The sequence below is a fragment of the Kribbella sp. NPDC031520 genome, from assembly GCF_055580825.1.
This window is the reverse complement of record NZ_JBVIKS010000002.1, coordinates 665,856-684,469: the sequence shown is the minus strand read 5'-3', so window position 1 is coordinate 684,469 and position 18,614 is coordinate 665,856. Positions and strand designations below refer to the sequence as shown.

The window sequence follows — 18,614 nt, the reverse complement described above, 5'->3', positions numbered from 1 at the left end:
AATTTACCCGGGGTCACCACGGTTCGGTGCCGGTTCCGGTGGCCACGATCCAGAGCGCCCGGAACGCGGATCCGGGCCGGCCGTTGAAGTCGTCCGACGGCAACGCCTGGATCAGGTTCAGCACCGCCCCGAGGTGGTGGCATTCGGCGGCCTGCCGGACCAGCAGTTGCGTCGGGTGTTCGCGGGCGGCGCGGGGCGTCTTGCGCAGCGTGCCGTACTCGTCCACCAGCACCGAGATGTCGTACGGCGTCGGCCGCTGATCGCGGTCGTGCGCCTTGGCTTCGGCCTTCGCGAGTACGTCCTCGTACGCGTACCCCTCGCCGAACACCCGCGCCCAGTCCCCGATCAGATCCGGACGTCCCAGATCGGCAAGGACCTCGACGCCGTCCCACCCGTCGAACCAGCCCTCCTCCCGGTATCCCAGATACTCCTGCGAGCCGTCCTCGGAGTACGAGACGTAGTCGGTCCCGGAGGTGCTCTTGAGGGCGAACAGCTCCCGGGCGAGGGAGTCTCTTCCCGTTCGTACGAGGTACGCCAGGAACGGCGTGGTGTAGAACGTCGACGGGGTCGTTGTCGCGGCCTGCCAAACAGCGCGCGCTTCGTCGATACGGCCGCACTCGACCAGCGCCCACGCGACGGCCAGGCGATGCTGACCCGGATTGGTCTCCGGCTCGATCGCGGCCCGGGCACGAGCGAACCAGGCGTCACCCCGAGCGGTGTCGCCGAGCGCGGTGTACGCGCCACCGAGGGATGACGCGATGAACGGCACGTTGTACTCGTCGAGGACGGCGTCGATCTCGGCGTCGGTGATCGTGAACACGGCCCGGGCCTCGTCGAGCCGGCCGGCAGCGGCCAGGATCAGTGCGACATCGGCCGTACCCCCGAGCCGCTCGGAAGGGGTCGGAACGCCGGCCAGCAGCTCCAGCGCGCCCGGCACCTCACCACGCCGCGCGCGCAATCGCGCCGCGTGCCGGAGGTGCTCGGAGACGTGCGCGTCCCAGCCCCCGTGCAACGGTTCGACCGACTGCAGCGCCAGCTGGAACAGGTCCTCGACGGTCGCGGTGTTCGGCGGCGGCCAGGTTTCGGCGAGCGCGGGTTCGGGTGCGTCGACGAACCGTTGCAGGTATTCGTCGTACGGCGCTCCGAGGCGCCCGGCCGCGCTCGCCGCGTCCGGAACGATCTCCAGCTCGCCCCACCAGGTCGGCCATGAGTACCGCCGGTCGACCACCCAGGAGAGCACCTTGTCGAGGTCGGAGCGCCGGCCGTCGGGGGCGATCACCAGACCCGGCGCGAACGCCGCCGCCCAGGTGTCCTCGTCGAGCACGAACGACGGGTCGCCGTGCTCCTCGTACTCGAGGTCGAGGCCGATGTCGTCACCGTCGAGTTCGAGCGGTCGGGAAGCGTACGGCTCCCGCAGGAAACGGAAGTCGCCGAGCAGATCACCGGTGGAGGCCTCGATGAAGCGCAGCGTGGTCCGTCCGGCCGCGACGATCACGCCGTCCGCGCCCCAGAGCACCCCGGTGGTCTCCTCGGGTACCTCGAAGACGTCCACGCTCTCCGGGTAGTCGCCCGGCGCCCAGATCTCCACCTGACCGGCCGTGGTGAGGCAGGCGGCGAACTTGCCATCGGGCGACCAGGCCCAGGGCGTGGCGTCGAGAAGCTCCCAGTCCGGTTCCTTCGGCGCCACGTGCAGGTGGTGGCTGCGGCCGTCGGGGTCGTGCACGACCACCCGCGGGAAGTGGTGATCGGTCAGGACCGCCGCCAGCCGGCCGCCGGGTCCCCAGGACAGTTGGGCTCCTGGCAGGCCGGGGAGCTCGGCCACGAGCCCACCGGTCAGCGCGTCGGCGATCAGCAGGCGCCCGTCCAGGTGCACAGCCAGCATGCGTTCGTCCAGGCTCCACGCCGGGGCCTGGCCGTGCGTCTCGGCCCCTTCGAGCCACACCACCTGGCCGCTGCGAACGTCGATCGACGCCGCCCACCGTCGCCGGCTGTACCCGTAGATCCGCGATCCGTCCCGGGACCAGAAGACCTGGTCGAAGAACAGCTCGTCCTCGCCGAGCCGGGCCTTGATCGCCGGCGGCAGGGTCTCGGCCAGCCAGGCCGGCTGCGGACCGTGCTCGTCGTACGCGTTGTAGAAGAAGTGCCCCGCCTCGAGCGGAGCGATGCAGCCATGCACCTCGCGCTCCGCCCGCATCCCGATGTAGGCGTGCTTACCGTCGGGCGCGAAAGCGAAGTCCGGCGGACGCGATCCGCCGTCGGTCACCGACGCATCGCCGATCGGCTCTTCGCCCTTCGAACCGAACGGGTCCCACAACCCCACCATGTTGGTGTTGAAGGCCACCGCGACCCGCTGCCCGTCCGGCGACCACTGGATGCTGCGGGCATATCCCGGCCAGCCCACCCCACCGGGGATTCCGTCCAGCTTGTTGACACAGCGCGCGCTGTACAGCTCCCACACCTGCAGTACGCCGCCGCGCTCGTAGTCGTCGCCGCACCAGGAGCCGACCGCGAGGTAACGCCCGCACGGACTCAGCGCCAGTGCGTCGAGCTCGACGAGATGCCCGTCAGGATGGCGGAGCACCGCACCGGCGGATCGAAGCTGCTCGGTCGCGAACCGGTGCGCGTCGGTCACGCCGTACTCCACCTGGAGCTCGGCGAGCGCGGTCCGCAGCGGGGGCAGATCACGAGCAGGTTCGAACGTCGACCAGTCGGCGTTTCGCAGCACCGTCAGGAAATGGTCAGGACCGTCGGCGGGCGAAGGAAGCTCCACGAAACCCGGTGGTGAGTTGTGCACCCGGGGCACCCTAGGACACAGCCGGTCCAGCTCCTGATGGCCTGGCTAGAGTGGCGGGCATGGAGAACGAGATCAGCGTGGCGGACGCCAAGGAGCGGTCCCGGTACGAGGCAGTCGACCCGGACGGCAACCTGATGGGCTTCGTCGACTACAAGCTGTACCCCGGTGCGATCACCTTCCTGCACGCCGAGACGCTGCCCGAGTTCCGCGGCCGTGGGGTGGCCGGGCGGATCGCCACGAAGTCGCTCGACGACGCACGGGCGCTCGGGCTGCAGGTGAGGCCGGCTTGCCCGTTCTACGAGGATTTCATCGAGGAGCACGCCGAGTACGCCGACCTGGTCAAGCACTCATGACCGCCCCCGTCCTCGGCAAGCTCGAGTGGCAGCCGGCGACCGGTGTACCGGAGTTGCTCGCCGAGCCGGTACGCGCGGCGCTCGGTGAGATTCCGGCGTACGCCGTCGCGATCGATCCCGGCCTGGCGGACACGGCCGCGTTCTGCGCGGAGTACGACGTACCGATGGCGGCGTCGGCGAACTGCGTGATCGTCCACGGCAAGCGGGCGGGTGAGTCGACCTACGCCGCGGTGCTGGTGCTCGCCACCCATCGGGCGGATGTGAACGGCGTGATCCGCAAGCACCTCGGGGTCCGGAAGATCTCGTTCGCCGCCCAGGACGACGCAGTCGGCACGACCGGGATGGAGTACGGCGGAATCACGCCGATCGGACTGCCCGCGGACTGGCCGGTCCTGATCGACGCTGCGGTCGCGAACGCCGGACCGGTCGTGATCGGCAGCGGGATCCGCGCCTCCAAGCTGCTCGTCGACGGCGCCGACCTGGCGAAACTCCCGACCGCCGAAGTACTGCGACTCGCGTCGCCCGCCACCTGACATGGGGTCGTTGCTGATCGCCGGTACGACGTCCGACGCCGGGAAGACGACCGTCGTGACCGGGTTGTGCCGGTGGCTGGCGCGGCAGGGCGTACGGGTGGCGCCGTATAAGGCGCAGAACATGTCGAACAACTCGATGGTCTGCGCCGACGGCACCGAGATCGGCCGCGCGCAGTGGATCCAGGCCGTTGCCGCGGGCGCCGAACCCGAGGTCGCGATGAACCCGGTACTGCTCAAGCCGGGCAGCGACCGGCGCAGTCACGTCGTGCTGATGGGGGAGCCGTGGGGCGAACTGTCGTCTCGCGGCTTCCTCACCGAACGTGCCGAGCTGGCCAAGGCGGCGTTCGCGGCGTACGACGATCTTGCGTCGCGGTACGACGTGGTGATCAGCGAAGGCGCGGGCAGTCCGACCGAGATCAACCTGCGGCAGTCCGACTACGTGAACATGGGGCTTGCGCAGCACACCCGGGCGCCGGTGGTGGTAGTCGGTGACATCGATCGCGGGGGAGTGTTCGCGTCGATGTTCGGCACGGTCGCGCTGCTGGACGCGGCCGATCAGGAGCTGGTCAGCGGGTTCTTGGTGAACAAGTTCCGCGGCGACGCGTCGTTGCTGCAGCCGGGGATCGACATGCTCACGTCGGTGACCGGGCGGCCGACGTACGGCGTCCTGCCGTGGCTGCCGGACCTGTGGCTGGACTCGGAGGACGCGCTCGACATCCCAGTACGGCGGACGTCCTCCGGCGAGCTGTTGACGATCGCGGTCGTGCGGTTCCCGCGGATCAGCAACTTCACCGACCTGGACGCGCTGGCCGCGGAGCCGACCAACAGCGTCTTCTTCACCGCTAACCCCGCCGAAGTACGCGACGCCGACCTGGTGGTCCTCCCCGGCTCCCGCGCCACAGTTGCCGACCTCAGCTGGCTACGAGCCAACGGCCTGGCCGACGCGTTGACGGCTCGTGTTGCCGGCGGTCGTCCAGTACTAGGAATCTGTGGCGGGTACCAGGCACTCGGATCAGTCCTTTCCGATCCCGATGGGGTGGAGGTACGGGGTGATCACCAAGGACTGGGATTGTTGCCGGTCGCAACCACCTTTGCCCGGGAGAAGGTGCTGCGGCGGCCGGCACCTACCGCGTACGAGATCCACCACGGGGTCGTCGAGGTGACCGGTGATGCCGGGGAATTCCCAGGTGGCTGCCGGGTGGACAACGTGTGGGGCACGATCTGGCACGGGTTACTGGACGACGACGCGGCCCGGCACGCGTTCCTCACCGAAGTCGCGGAGCTGACCGGTAAGCCGGCACCCGACGGGACTGTTTCCTTCGCCGGCCTGCGCGAGGACAGGCTGAACCGGCTGGCCGACCTGATCGACGAGTACGCCGACACCGCCGCGCTCCTGCACCTGATCGAGCACGGCGCGCCGCCAGTTCCCTTCGTACCCCCAGGAGCCCCGTGAAGACCGTTCTGCAGGACTACCTCCGGGCGACCCGGGAGTTGATGCTTGCCAAGCTCGACGGGCTCAGCGAGTACGACCGGCGTCGGCCACTGGTCCCGTCCGGTACGAACCTGCTCGGCCTGGTGAAGCACTTGACCGGCATCGAGTACGTGTACCTCGGGACCAGCGTCGGTCGCCCGCCGGCCGAAGTGCTGCCCTGGGAGGCGGACGGCTCGGTCTGGGGCGGCGCGGACATGTGGGCGAGGCCGGAAGAGTCGACGGAGTACATCACCGGGCTGTACCGCGAGGCCTGCGCACACAGCGACCGGTCGATCGCCGAGCTCGACCTGGACCACCCGGCCGAGGTGCCGCACTGGCCCGAGGGCCAGCGCGGCACGACGTTCGGCGCGCTGCTGGTACGGGTCGTCGACGAGACCGCGCATCACGCCGGGCACGCCGACATCGTCCGCGAGCTGATCGACGGCCAGGGCGGCAAGGACGCAGACCTGCTCGACGAGGCCGCCTGGTCGGAGTTCTACACGACGATCCAGCGGGCGGCGGAGACCTTCCGCGATGGATGATTTCGAGCGGCAGTTGTCACAGATCGGAGGGCTGGCGGGTCTGAGTTGGTGACTGAAGGGACATCACCGATATGAGCTCCATCCTCGTCACCGGCGGCACCGGGACCCTGGGCCGGCCGACCGTCGCCCGGCTCGGGACACACGACGTTCGTGTACTGAGCCGGAAGCCCGGACCCGATCACGTCGTCGGCGACCTCACGACCGGTCAAGGGCTGGCCCTCGACGGTTTCGACATCGTCGTGCACCTGGCCACCAGCCAGGGACGGCGGGACGTCGAGCAGATGCGGAACCTGCTGGCGGCGGCGTCCGGAGTACGGCATCTGATCGTGATGTCGATCGCCGGTATCGACCGCATTCCGTTGCCGTACTACCGGTACAAGCTCGAGATCGAGCGGCTGGTAGCCGAGTCCGGTGTGCCGTACACGATCCTGCGCGCGACGCAGTTCCACGACCTGGTCGACAAGGTGCTCAGTGCGCAGCGTTTCCTTCCCGCTGTCCTGGCGCCGGCGGTGACGCTGCAGCCGATCGCCGTCGAGGAGGTCGCGGCCCGGCTTGCCGAACTGGTGGAGCAGCCCCCGGTCAACGGCCGCGCCGAGGACATCGGTGGTCCGGAACGACGGTCCGTCGTCCAGCTCGCGCGGATGTGGAAGGACGCGCGGGCGGTCCAGCGCCCGGTGCTGCCCGTACGGGTGCCGGGACGGACGTTCCGTGCGTTCGCAGCGGGTGACGCGACGGTGGACGGGCCGGAGTACGGGAAGCTCACCTTCGCGGAGTACCTGCGCAAGGTCACTTGACGACCGTGACAGTAGAACTGTCACAATGGCCTGCATGGGTCCACTCGAGGGCGTCAAGGTGGTCGAGCTGGCCGGGATCGGGCCGGCGCCGTTCGCGTGCATGCTGCTTGCCGAGCTCGGTGCCGACGTACTCCGGATCGACCGCCCAGGCGGCGGCCTGTCGATGGGTCCGCCCGAGCTGGACCTGGTCAACCGTGGCCGCCGGAGCGCCGCGCTCGACCTGAAGCAGCCCGCGGCCGTGGACGCCGTACGGCGGATGGTCGCGCAGGCCGACGTACTCGTCGAAGGTTTCCGGCCCGGGGTGGCCGAACGGCTCGGGCTGGGGCCGGAGGACTGTCACGCGGTCAACCCGCGGCTCGTGTACGGGCGGATGACCGGGTGGGGGCAGGACGGACCGCTGGCGCAGACGGCCGGGCACGACATCGACTACCTGGGGTTGTCGGGTGCGTTGCATCTGATCGGCCGCGCGGGTGGGCCGCCGCAGGTGCCGGCGAACCTGCTCGGCGATTTCGCGGGCGGGTCGCTGTACCTGGTGATCGGCGTACTCGCCGCGCTGCACGAGGCTGGGCGCAGCGGGCAGGGGCAGGTGGTGGACGCGGCGATCGTGGACGGGGCGGCGCACCTGACGACGATGCTCCTCGGCGCGCTCGCGGCCGGGACCTGGCGGCAGGAGCGCGGTACGAACCTGCTCGACACAGGGGCGCCGTTCTACGACGTGTACGAGACCTCGGACGGCAAGCACGTCGCGGTCGGGGCGATCGAGCCGCAGTTCTACGCCGAGCTGATCGACAAGCTCGGGCTGGACGCGCCGGACCGGAACGACCCGGCGCAGTGGCCGGAGCTGCGGAAGGTACTCACCGAGGCGTTCCGGCAACGTACGCAGGCGGAGTGGACCGCGGTCTTCGACGGGTCGGACGCGTGCGTCGCGCCGGTGCTGCCGATGGCCGGCGACCATCCACATCTCGTTGCCCGCGGCACCTTCGTGGAGGTGGACGGGGTACGGCAGGCGGCGCCCGCGCCGCGGTTCGACCGGACGCCGACCCGCCTGGACCGGCCGCCCGCGCGGCCGGGGGAGCACACCCGGGAGGCACTCGCCGACTGGGGAATCACCGACGTCGACGCACTGCTGGCGTCCGGCGCCGCCGTACAGCTCTGAGAGGAACCGCCCCGTGGAACGTCAACTCTTCGATCCCGATCACGATGCCTTCCGGGAGACCGTCCGGGCGTTCTGCGACAAAGAGATCGTCCCGCACCACTCCGCTTGGGAGGAGGCCGGCATCGTCTCTCGGGAGCTGTGGACGGCGGCGGGGGAGGCGGGGCTGCTGGGGTTCATGATGCCGGAGGAGTACGGCGGCGGCGGGGCGCGGGACTTCCGGTTCAACACGGTGCTGATCGAGGAACTGACACGGGTCCGGGCGAGCGGCGTGGGGTTCACGATCCACACCGACATCAATTCGGCGTACCTGCTCGACTATGCGACCGAGGAGCAGAAGAAGCGCTGGCTGCCGGCGTTCTGCTCGGGGGAGACCATCACCGCGATCGCGATGACCGAGCCCGGTGCGGGCAGTGATCTGCAAGGGATCCAGACCACGGCGCGCCGGGACGGCGACCACTACGTACTGAACGGCCAGAAGACCTTCATCTCCAACGGAATCCTCGCCGACCTGGTGATCGTCGTCGCGAAAACCGACCCGGAAGCCGGCGCGCAAGGAATCTCGCTGCTCGTCGCCGAACGCGGGATGCCGGGGTTCGAACGCGGCCGCAACCTCGACAAGATCGGCCTCAAGGCCCAGGACACCGCCGAACTCTTCTTCGACAACGTCCGGGTCCCGGCGGAGAACCTGCTCGGCGAGGAGGGCAAAGGCTTCGTCTACCTGATGGAGAAGCTCCCGCAAGAGCGCCTGACGATCGCCGTCGTCGCAGCCGCCGCTTGCGAGAACCTGCTGGCCGACACCCTCACGTACGTGAAGGACCGCAAGGCTTTCGGCCGCCCGATCGGCTCGTTCCAGAACAGCCGCTTCGTCCTGGCCGAACTGGCCACCGAAACCCAAATCGCCCGAGTCTTCGTAGACCGCTGCATCCAGGAGCTGAACGCCGGGACCCTCACGGTGGCCGAGGCCGCCATGGCGAAATGGTGGACCACCGAGCTCCAGAAGAAGGTGGTGGACCGCTGCCTCCAGCTCCACGGCGGCTACGGCTTCATGACCGAGTACCCGATTGCCAAGGCCTACCTGGACACCCGCGTGCAGACCATCTACGGCGGCACCACAGAAATCATGAAGGAAATCATCGGCCGCACCATGGGCGTGTAGGCGGGCGACCCGCCGGAGAGGAGCCGGCAGGTGGCCCGCCGCAGGACCGCGCGACGAGGCCGATCCTGCACCTGCCCGATCAGCGATGCTGTCGAAATCTTGTCGTGCTGACTGGCACCGTGCCGTGCCAACCCCTCCCAGGGGCGCGACACGAAGGGCGCCGGGGACTGGGGCATGCCTGAACAGGCGCGTTCAGCGTATCGGGCAACCTGGCAAAGCGCCAGGTTGCCCGTTGCACCGAATCAGTGATCGGGCAGAACGGAGCGGAGCCCCGGGATCCTGAGGCGGCCGTGCACGATGTCGTCCGCGACCTCCGTCAAGCGGCGATTGTTGGCGCGTGCATAGGACCGCATCACAGCGAACGCCTCGTCGACGTCGACGGAGAGACTGTGAGTGAGGAATCCCTTCGCCTGCTCGATGAGAACACGGCTGTTGAGAGCTGTCTGGAGCTGTTCGGTGACGATCTCCTGCCGGGCCAGGGCACGTTGGTGCACGATGCCGATGGTGGCTGCGTCGGCCAGCGCCTGCCCGAGGGTGACCGTGTCCGTGTCCAGCGTTCCCGTGGACTCGCTGAACAGATTCACCGCACCGATGACCGTATCGCGCAATCGCATCGGCATCGCCTGCACCGACAAGTAGCCGCCGCTGACAGCGGCCGCGACGAAGCGAGGCCAGCGGCCGCGCGCGGTCCGCAGATCGGGCTCCTGGACCGGACGGCCGGTGTTGAATGCGTCCAGGCAGGGGCCTTCGTGGATCTGCAACTGGGTCAGCTCGACCAGGCGCGCCTGTTCGGTGGAGGCCGCCACGAGATTCAGTACGCCGTGCTGATCGGCGAGCAGGATGCCGCAGGCCGAAACCCCCAGCAACTCGCTGCACCGGGCCGCGAGGCGATCCAGGAACTCGATGATGTCGAAGTCGTCGACGAGAGTGTCCGACAGTTCGATGAACACCTCCCGCACTCTCCGGTCTGTTGCGTTCATCAGTCGTCCTCCTGTTCCTTCTCGGGCCGTTCAGCGTCTGTCGGATGCAGCGTGTTCCGCGGTGGATCGCCGCCGGGAGCGTGGTCACCGTCCAGGCGCAGACGGTTCGACATGACATCGACGGCTACCGTGTGCAATGACTGCCCACTGCTGAAGGCGTGGGCGCGCAGCCGCGCCAGCGCGTCGGTGACACTGATGCGCTGCTGGGCGGCGAGCCGGCCCGCAGCTTGATGGACCTCAGCCCGGCGGGCAGTGAAGGCGGCCTCGATCACCTCGTCCAGATCTGCGCTGACGCCCTGGCGATGGTCCAGGGCGAGCACGAACACGGCGTCGGCGAACACCAAGGCGTCGTCCAGTTGCGCACCCAGCAGCGGCCCCGGCTGCCGCCGGTAGACGGTCAGCACGCCGATCTTCGCGGCACCGGCGGCCACCGGGAACGCGAACACCCCGCGCACGCCGCGATCCGCGCCGGCCGCCGCGAACGCGGGCCAGCGCCGACCCGCCGCGGCCCCGGACAGGTCCGCTTCGAGTGTCGGCGTACCGGTCGCGATCGCCTCGCCACTCGGCCCTTCGCCCAAGGCGGACTGGAGCTCGTCCAGCTCGCTGATCTCCGGGGCGGTCGCCAGTACCGGCTCCAGCAGTCCGTGGTCGCGGGTCATCGCGAACCCGGCGCCTGCCGCGGCGAGCGACCGCGTGCAGGCAAGCACGACGTGCGCCAAGGTCGGACCCGCGCCGTTGCCGTCGACGACGGCTCTGATCGCCCGCCACACCCTCGCGCTGCGGTCGTGATCCACCCAAACCGTCCAGACTCGAGCCGCCACCGGGCGGATGTTCCACTCTAGCGGCCAGATCGTCGAAGCGTTGCTCATCGTGCCGCGCGCCACCCAACAGCCGTCCACAGCCGCGTCCCGCCGGGGCTCTCGGTCCGCCGGCGTCGCCGCTGACGTCTGGTACCCGATGGTGCGATCTTCACTCGTCGGCCGCCGGCTCGTCGGCCGCCGGCGTCTCCATCTCGAACTCGGGCGCCGTTGCTTCCTCGACTCGGGTCGCCTCGGCCCGGTTGCGGGCAGTTGCGGCAGGTACGCCATACCACTCGCTCACCAACGCTCCTCCCGGACATCCCGCGTCGCGACGAGCCGTGGTCCGGGGCTACGCCTTACCCGGAGTCTAGTCCTGTCTCTTGGGTGCGGTCTCCCGGCGCGCGGGTCGGCCGTGATTGACTTCCTCCAGGAGCCGAGGGAGGTCTTCATGGGCATCGTGTCGCCAGGGTTCACAGGTCGGCGTGGGGGTGGGACGGATCTGCCGCCGGGGCAGTACTTGACGAGGGAGTTCCCGGTGCTGTCGGCCGGGCCGACGCCGCACATCCTGACCGACCACTGGGAGTTCACGGTCACCACGGAGAGCGGGGAGAAGTACAAGTGGGACTGGGCGGCGCTGATGGCGTTGCCGGCCGAGGAGATCACGAAGGACATCCACTGTGTGACGCGCTGGTCAAAGCTGCAGACGACCTGGAAGGGCGTGTCGCTCGACGCGCTGCTCGCGGACGTCGAGACCGGCGCGGACTTCGCGATGGCGCACAGCTACGGCGGCTACACCACGAACGTGCCGCTCGACGACCTGCTCGACGGGCAGTCCTGGATCGCGTACGAGTACGACGGCGAGCCGCTCGACCCCGAGCACGGTGGACCCGCGCGACTCCTCGTCCCGCACCTGTACTTCTGGAAGAGTGCCAAATGGGTCCGCGGCCTGGTGTTGTCCGACACCGAGGACCTGGGCTTCTGGGAGACGGCCGGCTATCACGAGTACGGAGACCCATGGAAAGAACAGCGATACGCCGGCGACTGACGTGGCAGGTTGCCACCGTTGCGGACGTGCGGCGTGAGACCGAGACGGCCCGCACGATCGTGCTCGACGTACCGGACTGGCCCGGCCATCTCGCCGGGCAGCACCTCGACGTACGGCTGACCGCGCCGGACGGCTACCGCGCCTCCCGGTCGTACTCGATCGCCTCGGCGTGGACCGGTGACACCATCGAGCTGACCGTGGAGCAGGTGCCCGGCGGTGAGGTCTCGCCGTACCTGGTCGACGTCCTGAAGGCCGGCGATCCGCTGGAGATCCGCGGGCCGGTCGGCGGGTGGTTCGTGTGGAAGCCGGAGCAGGAGGGGCCGGTGCAGCTGATCGGCGGCGGGTCGGGCGTCGTACCGCTGCGGTCGATGCTGCAGGCCGCGGCCGGTACGTCCACACCGATGCGGTTGCTGTACTCCGTACGCCGCCCGGAGTCGGTGATCTACGTCCACGACCTGAAGGAGCTCGCCGCGTCCGACGACGTCGACGTACTGCTCGTGTACACGCGGGAGGCGCCGGCCGGCGAGCCGCGGGTCGGGCGGATCGACGCGGAGCTTCTGGACAAGTACGCGTACAAGCCGGAGGACGGTGCGACGACGTACGTGTGCGGTCCGACGGCGTTCGTGGAAACGGTCGCGGACCTGCTGGTCGCGGCCGGCCACGACCCGGCGCGAGTCAGAACGGAGCGGTTCGGATGAGTCAAGACAGCTATCTCGACGGCAATGCGGCCGCCGGAGCCCTGAGCGAGCTGTTCGCCGTGGACCTGACCGCGGCGATCGGCCAGTGCAACGGCTGCGGCCAGACCAACGTCTTCGCCGAGTCCCGCGTGTACGTGAACGCCCCGGGCACGGTAGCCCGCTGCTCCGGCTGCGACGCGGTGCTGCTGCGCGTCGTCACCACGCCCAACGACACCTACCTCGACCTCAGAGGCCTGACCTTCCTCCGCATCCCGAACTCGTGATCGCTCGCCGCGTCGTCGTCCACGGGCAGGTCCAGGGCGTCTTCTTCCGGGCCAGCTGCCGGCGCGCGGCACAGGAGGCGGGCGTGTCCGGCTGGGTCCGCAACCTCCCGGACGGCACCGTCGAGGCCCTCTTCGAGGGTTCCGGCGACAGCGTCCGGCGCATGGTCGAGTGGTCCCACCACGGCCCGGCGTACGCCGCCGTCGACCGCGTCGACATCATCGACGAGCAGCCGACGGGAACGCCGGGCTTCGCAATCACGCAGTAGCTGCAGCTCGACAGGACGTATACCTCCACTGCGGTCCGATCCAGCCGGCGCACCGGTGCGTGGCGGGGTGTGCTGGGCGTGTACGTCCTGTCGAGCTGCAGCTCGTCAGCGGCGCTTGCTCTGGGTGCGGCGGATGGTGTCGCGCTGGGTTTCGCCGACGGCGCGTTCGTAGGCCAGGACGAGGCCCTGGATCGTGACGGGTTTGAAGCGTTCGACGAGTTCCTGGATGTGTTCGGGCGGTCCGCCGGAATCGCGGTAGTGCGGCCAGACCTTGGTACGGAACACCTCGGTCAGCTCCTCCGCGATCGCGCGGCCGTGCTCGGTGAAGATCCGGCCGGCGTCGAGCACCGCCTCGACCGGCAGGTCCAGGTCGAGCAGCTCGACGCCGAGCGACAGATGCGCCGTCGCGACCTGGAACACGTCCTCGTCCGGCGTCGGCTCGACCACGCCGAGCGCCACCAGCATCTCGATGTCGTCGTCGCTGAGCTCCCGGCCGGTACGCCGTACCAGGGCTGCTCGATCGAGGGTTTCCGGGAGGTCGCGCATCCACGGCGTCAGCAGCGTGCGGTGCAGCGCGATGTCCTGCGGCGTCGCGTCCGTGGGGATGCGCTCGAGGTATCCCTCGATCGCCTGCAGCGTGAACCCGTGCGCCTGCAACTCCCGCACCAGGTCGAGCCGCGCGATGTGTTCCGGACCGTAGTACCCCACGCGGCCACGCCGGATCGGCGGCGGGATCAGTCCGCGGCCCGCATAGAAGCGCAAGGTGCGCACAGTCATTCCGACGCGCGCCGACAGTTCATCAACTGTCAGGGTGGCGTCGTCCCCCGAGACATCCGACATGGCGGAGATCATAACGACCCGTACTTGACCATCATGACAGCGTTACTGTCACAATCGCCTCATGACCGACGCATTCCTGTACGACGCGATCCGGACACCGCGCGGCAAAGGGAAACCGACCGGCGCGCTGCACGAGGTCAAGCCGATCCAGCTGATCACCGGTCTGCTGGACGAGCTCCGGACCCGGCACCCCGACCTGGATCCGGCCGCGATCGACGACGTCGTCCTCGGCGTGGTGACGCCGATCGGCGACCAGGGCATGGACATCGCGCGGACCGCCGTACTGATGGCCGGCTACCCGGAGACGACCGGCGGCGTGCAGCTGAACCGGTTCTGCGCCTCGGGGCTGGAGGCCGTCAACCAGGCGGCGCAGCGGGTCCGGTCGGGCTGGGAGGACTTCATCCTGGCCGGAGGTGTCGAGTCGATGTCGCGAGTGAAGATGGGCTCCGACGGCGGTGCCTGGGCGATGGACCCGGAGACCGCGCTGCGCACCGGGTTCATCCCGCAGGGCATCAGCGCGGACCTGATCGCGACCATCGACGGCTTCTCCCGGACCGACGTCGACGCGTACGCCGCCGAGTCGCACGCCCGAGCGGCGAAGGCCTGGGCGAACGGGTACTTCGGGCGTTCGGTCGTACCGGTGGTGGATCGCAACGGGTTGCGGATCCTCGACCACGACCAGCTGGTCCGGCCGGGTACGTCGGTGGAGACGCTGGCCGGGCTGCCGTTGTCGTTCGCCGCGATCGGCGAGCACGGCGGCTTCGACTCGGTCGCGCTGGAGAAGTACCTCACAGTCGAGCGGATCGAGCACGTGCACCACGCGGGCAACTCGTCCGGGATCGTCGACGGGGCCGCGCTGGTTGCTGTCGGCAACGAGAAGGCCGGCGAGGCGCTCGGGCAGGCGCCGCGCGGGCGGGTGGTGTCGGTCGGGGTCAGCGGAGCGGATCCGACCATCATGCTGACCGGCCCGGCGCCGGCCGCGCGGAAGGCGCTGGCCCGCGCCGGTCTGGATGTTTCTGACATCGACCTGTTCGAGATGAACGAGGCGTTCGCGGCCGCGGTGATGCACTTCATGAAGGATCTCGGCGTACCGCACGAGAAGGTGAACGTGAACGGCGGCGCGATCGCCCTCGGGCACCCGCTCGGCGCCACCGGCGCGATGCTGATCGGAACCCTGCTGGACGAGCTGGAGCGCCGCGAGCTCCGCTACGGACTGGCCACCCTGTGCGTCGGCGGCGGGATGGGCGTCGCGACGATCATCGAAAGGCTCCCTGCATGATCGAGTGGAAGAACGACGCCGGTGTGGTCACGCTGACGCTGAACGACCCGGACGCGTCGGCGAACACGATGAACGACGCGTACGTCGCGGCGATGAGCCGTACCGTCGAGCGCCTGGTCGCCGAGAAGGCCCTGCTCAAGGGCGTGATCGTGACCAGCGCCAAGTCCACGTTCTTCGCCGGTGGAAACCTGCAGCAGCTGTCCCAGATCCAGCCGTCGGACGCGGCGCAGGTGTTCGACACGGTCGAGGAGGTCAAGCGGCAACTGCGTACGCTGGAGACGCTCGGCGTGCCGGTCGTTGCCGCGATCAACGGTTCGGCGCTGGGTGGCGGGTTGGAGATCGCACTCGCCTGCCACCACCGGATCGTTGCCGACGACAACCGGATCGAGCTCGGCGTGCCCGAGGTGACGCTCGGCCTGCTGCCCGGCGGCGGGGGAGTGACCCGGACGGTCCGGATGCTCGGTCTGCAGGACGCGCTGATGAAGGTGCTGCTGCAGGGTCAGCGGATGAAGCCCGCGCACGCGCTGAGCGTCGGTATCGTCGACGAGGTGGTCCCGGCCGAGGACCTGGTCGACGCGGCCCGGCGGTGGATCACGGCGTACGACGGTGACGCCAAGCAGCCGTGGGACCGCGACGGCTACAAGATCCCGGGCGGTACGCCGTCCTCGCCGAAGCTGGCCGCGTTCCTGCCGGCCTTCCCGGCGAACCTGCGCAAGCAGCTCAAGGGCGCTCCGTACCCGGCGCCGCGGGCGATCCTGAGCGCGGCGGTCGAGGGCAGCCAGGTCGACTTCGAGACCGCGTCCCGGATCGAGTCGCGGTACTTCGTGTCGCTGGCCACCGGCCAGATCGCGAAGAACATGATCCAGGCGTTCTTCTTCGACCTGCAGGCGATCAACGCCGGCGGTTCGCGGCCGTCCGACGTACCGAAGTACTCGGCGCGGAAGGTCGGGGTGCTCGGCGCGGGGATGATGGGCGCCGGAATTGCGTATGCGTGCGCGAAGGCCGGAATCGACGTTGTGCTCAAAGATGTTTCGTTGGAGGCTGCTGCGCGCGGAAAAGAATACTCCGAGAAGCTGCTGGCGAAACAGGTCGCAAAGGGCCGGACTTCCGCCGCCGATGTCGAGGCATTCCTCAGCCGGATCACCCCGACCGGGGATCCGAACGACCTGGCCGGGTGCGACCTGGTGATCGAGGCCGTCTTCGAGGACACCGGGCTGAAGCAGAAGGTGTTCGCGGAGATCGCCGGCGTGGTCGAGCCGGACGCGCTGCTCTGCTCGAACACCTCGACGTTGCCGATCACCTCGCTCGCCGACGGGATCGACCGGCCGGACGACTTCATCGGCATGCACTTCTTCTCGCCGGTCGACCGGATGCCGCTGGTCGAGCTGATCGTGGGGGAGAAGACGTCGGACCGGGCGATCGCCCAGGCGTACGACGTCGTACGGCAGATCAAGAAGACGCCGATCGTGGTCAACGACAGCCGGGGATTCTTCACCTCGCGGGTGTTCGGCACGCTCGTGATGGAGGGCGCGGCGATGGTGGCCGAGGGCGTCAACCCGGTGATGATCGAGCGGGCGGCGACCCAGGCCGGGTTCCCGGCGCCGCCGCTGGCCATGCTCGACGAGGTCACGCTGACGCTGCCGCAGAAGATCCGGGACGCGGCACGGGCGGCCGGCGACAGCGCGGGTGCGTTCGACGACCATCCTGGGATGGCGGTGACGGATCGTCTCGTGAACGAGTTCGACCGGCGGGGCAAGGCGGCCGGGGCTGGGTTCTACGACTACCCCGCGGACGGGCCGAAGCGGTTGTGGCCGGGGCTGTGGGAGCACTTCCCGCCGCACGACGGCGTACCGCTGATCGATCTGCAGGAGCGGATGCTGTTCGCGATGTCCTTGGAAACGGTGAAGTGCCTGGACGAGGGCGTGCTGCGGTCGGTGCCGGACGCCAACATTGGCTCGATCTTCGGCATCGGGTTCCCGCCGCTGCACGGCGGCGCGTTGCAGTACGTGAACGCGTACGGACCGGACGCGTTCGTACGGCGATCCCGTGAGCTCGCCGCGGCGTACGGCGCCCGTTTCGAGCCTCCGGAGCTGCTGGTTCGCACCTCCGCCGCCGGTGAAATGTTTACGTGATCACGGCCTGACAACATTCCACACATTCCAACACGAAAGATCGCAGTCCGGTCTTGCGCGCGGCGCTCTTTTGAGCCATTGTGCTAGGCACTTCTCCAACGATTCACCCCGGCGTCCGCCGGGAACCTGGTGTTGGAGCGTGCGAACGCGTCGTACCCCTGCGACGTTCCCTTTTTCGGGAAGGTGGAATTCATGCCTGCTCATGTTCCTAACGCCGGTCTGACCCGGCGAGACCTGCTCAAGCGGACCGGTGGACTCGCGGCACTGGCCGCGTTCACCGCGGCCTGCGGTGGCAATACCGGCCGACCGTCGGGAGGCGGGGGAGGCGGCGGTTCGAAGCCCAACCTCTCACAGTGGTACCACCAGTACGGTGAGGCCGGCACCCAGCAGGCCGCGATGAAGTACGCCAAGGCCTACCCCGACGCCAACGTCGCCATCCAGTGGACGCCGGGCGACTACGACGCGAAGCTCGCCTCCGGTCTGCTCTCGAGCAAAGGCCCCGACGTCTTCGAGGGGCACTTCAACATCAGCATGGTGAAGAGCAACCAGGTCGTGCCCCTGGACGACATCATGGCCGACGTCAAGGACGACTTCCAGCCGGGCGACCTGGCCACCAACACCCTCGACGGCAAGATCTACGGGATCCGGATGATCATCGACCCGCAGGTCATCTACTACCGCAAGTCCCTGCTGGACAAGGCCGGTATCAAGCCGCCGGAAACCATCGACGACCTGATCTCGGCGGCCAAGGAACTCACCACGAACAAGGTGAAGGGCATCTTCGTCGGCAACGACGGCGGCAACGTCATGGGCGGCCCGGCGCTGTACTCGTCCGGCGGTGAGTTCCTGACCAAGGACAACAAGCCCGGCTTCGGCGGCGACCGTGCTGCTCAGGCCTTCGGCAAGCTGCACGAGTTGTACGCCAGTAAGAGTGTCCTGCTCGGCGCACCCACGGACTGGTGGGACCCGACCGCGATCAATCAGGGTCTCGTGGCGATGCAGTGGATCGGCATGTGGGCGGTGCCGGGTATGCAGAAGGCGCTCGGCGACGACATCGGCGTGATCCCGTTCCCGAAGCTCGACGCACAGGGCCAGCCTTCGGTGTACTCGGGTGGCTGGACGCAGTTCGTGTCCACCAAGAGTGCGAACGTCGACGCGGCGAAGAAGTTCGTCAAGTGGCTGTGGATCGACAAGACGGACTACCAGGAGGACTGGTCGCTGAGCTACGGCTTCCACATTCCACCGCGCAAGAGCCTCGCGGCCAAGGCGTCCAAGCTGCAGAGCGGCGTCGCGGCCGACACGGTCAAGCTGACGCAGGACCACTCGTACACCGACAACCCGGCGTGGACGCCGAAGATGGGTACGGCCTTCACCGACCTGCTGACCAACGTCATCAAGAAGGGAGCCGACCCAGCTGCCGAGATCACCAAGGCCGAGAAGACCGTCAACGCCGAGCTGTCCCGGTTGTTCGGATGAGCGCACCCGCCAAGACGTCGACCCCGGTGGAGCCCG

Annotated in this window: 19 protein-coding genes; 14 read left to right on the top strand and 5 right to left on the bottom strand. The window is 68.8% G+C overall.

Annotated features, from left to right (window positions below; genetic code table 11):
• Positions 1–13: 13 nt before the first annotated feature.
• Positions 14–2,794 carry a hypothetical protein gene (locus tag ACZ5BU_RS12015; protein ID WP_465698014.1) on the bottom strand — a complete coding sequence of 927 codons (2,781 nt, stop codon included), beginning with the start codon at positions 2,792–2,794 and terminating at the stop codon, positions 14–16.
• A 59-nt stretch (positions 2,795–2,853) separates the two neighbouring features.
• Between ACZ5BU_RS12015 and ACZ5BU_RS12010 the strand changes: the two genes are divergently transcribed.
• From ACZ5BU_RS12010 to ACZ5BU_RS11980, 7 genes are all read left to right on the top strand, one after another.
• The gene (locus tag ACZ5BU_RS12010; RefSeq protein WP_465698012.1) at positions 2,854–3,147 is read left to right on the top strand and encodes a GNAT family N-acetyltransferase; all 294 of its coding nucleotides are present in this window, start codon (positions 2,854–2,856) and stop codon (positions 3,145–3,147) included.
• Positions 3,144–3,680 carry a YbaK/EbsC family protein gene (locus ACZ5BU_RS12005; protein WP_465698010.1) on the top strand — a complete coding sequence of 179 codons (537 nt, stop codon included), beginning with the start codon at positions 3,144–3,146 and terminating at the stop codon, positions 3,678–3,680. Before ACZ5BU_RS12010 ends, ACZ5BU_RS12005 begins: the two co-directional genes overlap by 4 nt.
• Position 3,681: 1 nt before the next feature.
• Entirely contained in the window at positions 3,682–5,133 is a 1,452-nt protein-coding gene (locus ACZ5BU_RS12000) for a cobyric acid synthase (protein ID WP_465698008.1), read from the top strand.
• Positions 5,130–5,693, top strand: a complete 564-nt coding sequence (locus ACZ5BU_RS11995; RefSeq protein ID WP_465698006.1) for a DinB family protein — start codon at positions 5,130–5,132, stop codon at positions 5,691–5,693. The genes ACZ5BU_RS12000 and ACZ5BU_RS11995 overlap by 4 nt, the downstream gene beginning before the upstream one ends.
• Before the next feature lie 71 nt (positions 5,694–5,764).
• A complete protein-coding gene (locus ACZ5BU_RS11990) occupies positions 5,765–6,487 on the top strand; it encodes an SDR family oxidoreductase (RefSeq protein WP_465698004.1) in 723 nt (240 codons plus the stop codon).
• Positions 6,488–6,521: 34 nt separating this feature from the next.
• Entirely contained in the window at positions 6,522–7,643 is a 1,122-nt protein-coding gene (locus ACZ5BU_RS11985; RefSeq protein ID WP_465698002.1) for a CaiB/BaiF CoA transferase family protein, read from the top strand.
• 13 nt (positions 7,644–7,656) lie between these two features.
• Positions 7,657–8,799 (top strand): acyl-CoA dehydrogenase family protein, encoded by a 1,143-nt coding sequence (locus tag ACZ5BU_RS11980; protein WP_465698001.1) that lies wholly within the window; start codon positions 7,657–7,659, stop codon positions 8,797–8,799.
• Positions 8,800–9,041: 242 nt separating this feature from the next.
• On the opposite strand, the gene ACZ5BU_RS11975 is transcribed toward ACZ5BU_RS11980, so the two are convergent.
• The 3 genes from ACZ5BU_RS11975 to ACZ5BU_RS11965 form a co-directional block, all read right to left on the bottom strand.
• Entirely contained in the window at positions 9,042–9,779 is a 738-nt protein-coding gene (locus ACZ5BU_RS11975) for an ANTAR domain-containing protein (protein ID WP_465697999.1), read from the bottom strand.
• Positions 9,779–10,600 carry a GAF and ANTAR domain-containing protein gene (locus ACZ5BU_RS11970; protein ID WP_465697997.1) on the bottom strand — a complete coding sequence of 274 codons (822 nt, stop codon included), beginning with the start codon at positions 10,598–10,600 and terminating at the stop codon, positions 9,779–9,781. Before ACZ5BU_RS11970 ends, ACZ5BU_RS11975 begins: the two co-directional genes overlap by 1 nt.
• Before the next feature lie 148 nt (positions 10,601–10,748).
• The gene (locus tag ACZ5BU_RS11965) at positions 10,749–10,880 is read right to left on the bottom strand and encodes a hypothetical protein (protein ID WP_465697995.1); all 132 of its coding nucleotides are present in this window, start codon (positions 10,878–10,880) and stop codon (positions 10,749–10,751) included.
• A 147-nt stretch (positions 10,881–11,027) separates the two neighbouring features.
• Here ACZ5BU_RS11965 and ACZ5BU_RS11960 point away from each other — a divergent pair, with 147 nt between their 5' ends.
• Genes ACZ5BU_RS11960 through ACZ5BU_RS11945 form a run of 4 tightly spaced genes read left to right on the top strand, consistent with a single transcriptional unit; the run spans position 11,028 to position 12,851 of the window.
• Positions 11,028–11,624, top strand: coding sequence for a sulfite oxidase-like oxidoreductase (locus ACZ5BU_RS11960; protein WP_465697993.1), 597 nt, complete (start codon positions 11,028–11,030; stop codon positions 11,622–11,624).
• A 26-nt stretch (positions 11,625–11,650) separates the two neighbouring features.
• Positions 11,651–12,322, top strand: a complete 672-nt coding sequence (locus ACZ5BU_RS11955) for a ferredoxin reductase (RefSeq protein WP_465697991.1) — start codon at positions 11,651–11,653, stop codon at positions 12,320–12,322.
• Positions 12,319–12,585, top strand: a complete 267-nt coding sequence (locus ACZ5BU_RS11950) for a DUF6510 family protein (RefSeq protein WP_465697990.1) — start codon at positions 12,319–12,321, stop codon at positions 12,583–12,585. Before ACZ5BU_RS11955 ends, ACZ5BU_RS11950 begins: the two co-directional genes overlap by 4 nt.
• Positions 12,582–12,851, top strand: coding sequence for an acylphosphatase (locus ACZ5BU_RS11945; RefSeq protein ID WP_465697988.1), 270 nt, complete (start codon positions 12,582–12,584; stop codon positions 12,849–12,851). The genes ACZ5BU_RS11950 and ACZ5BU_RS11945 overlap by 4 nt, the downstream gene beginning before the upstream one ends.
• 105 nt (positions 12,852–12,956) lie before the next feature.
• Here ACZ5BU_RS11945 and ACZ5BU_RS11940 read toward each other — a convergent pair whose 3' ends face one another.
• The gene (locus ACZ5BU_RS11940; RefSeq protein WP_465697986.1) at positions 12,957–13,691 is read right to left on the bottom strand and encodes a MerR family transcriptional regulator; all 735 of its coding nucleotides are present in this window, start codon (positions 13,689–13,691) and stop codon (positions 12,957–12,959) included.
• Between the two features lie 61 nt (positions 13,692–13,752).
• Between ACZ5BU_RS11940 and ACZ5BU_RS11935 the strand changes: the two genes are divergently transcribed.
• The 3 genes from ACZ5BU_RS11935 to ACZ5BU_RS11925 all read left to right on the top strand — a co-directional run bounded on the left by ACZ5BU_RS11935 (position 13,753) and on the right by ACZ5BU_RS11925 (position 18,578).
• On the top strand, positions 13,753–14,970 hold the full coding sequence (locus tag ACZ5BU_RS11935; protein WP_465697984.1) for an acetyl-CoA C-acetyltransferase: 1,218 nt from the start codon (positions 13,753–13,755) through the stop codon (positions 14,968–14,970).
• Positions 14,967–17,102, top strand: coding sequence for a 3-hydroxyacyl-CoA dehydrogenase NAD-binding domain-containing protein (locus ACZ5BU_RS11930; RefSeq protein ID WP_465697982.1), 2,136 nt, complete (start codon positions 14,967–14,969; stop codon positions 17,100–17,102). Before ACZ5BU_RS11935 ends, ACZ5BU_RS11930 begins: the two co-directional genes overlap by 4 nt.
• A gap of 192 nt (positions 17,103–17,294) precedes the next feature.
• On the top strand, positions 17,295–18,578 hold the full coding sequence (locus ACZ5BU_RS11925) for an ABC transporter substrate-binding protein (protein ID WP_465697980.1): 1,284 nt from the start codon (positions 17,295–17,297) through the stop codon (positions 18,576–18,578).
• Positions 18,579–18,614: the final 36 nt, after the last annotated feature.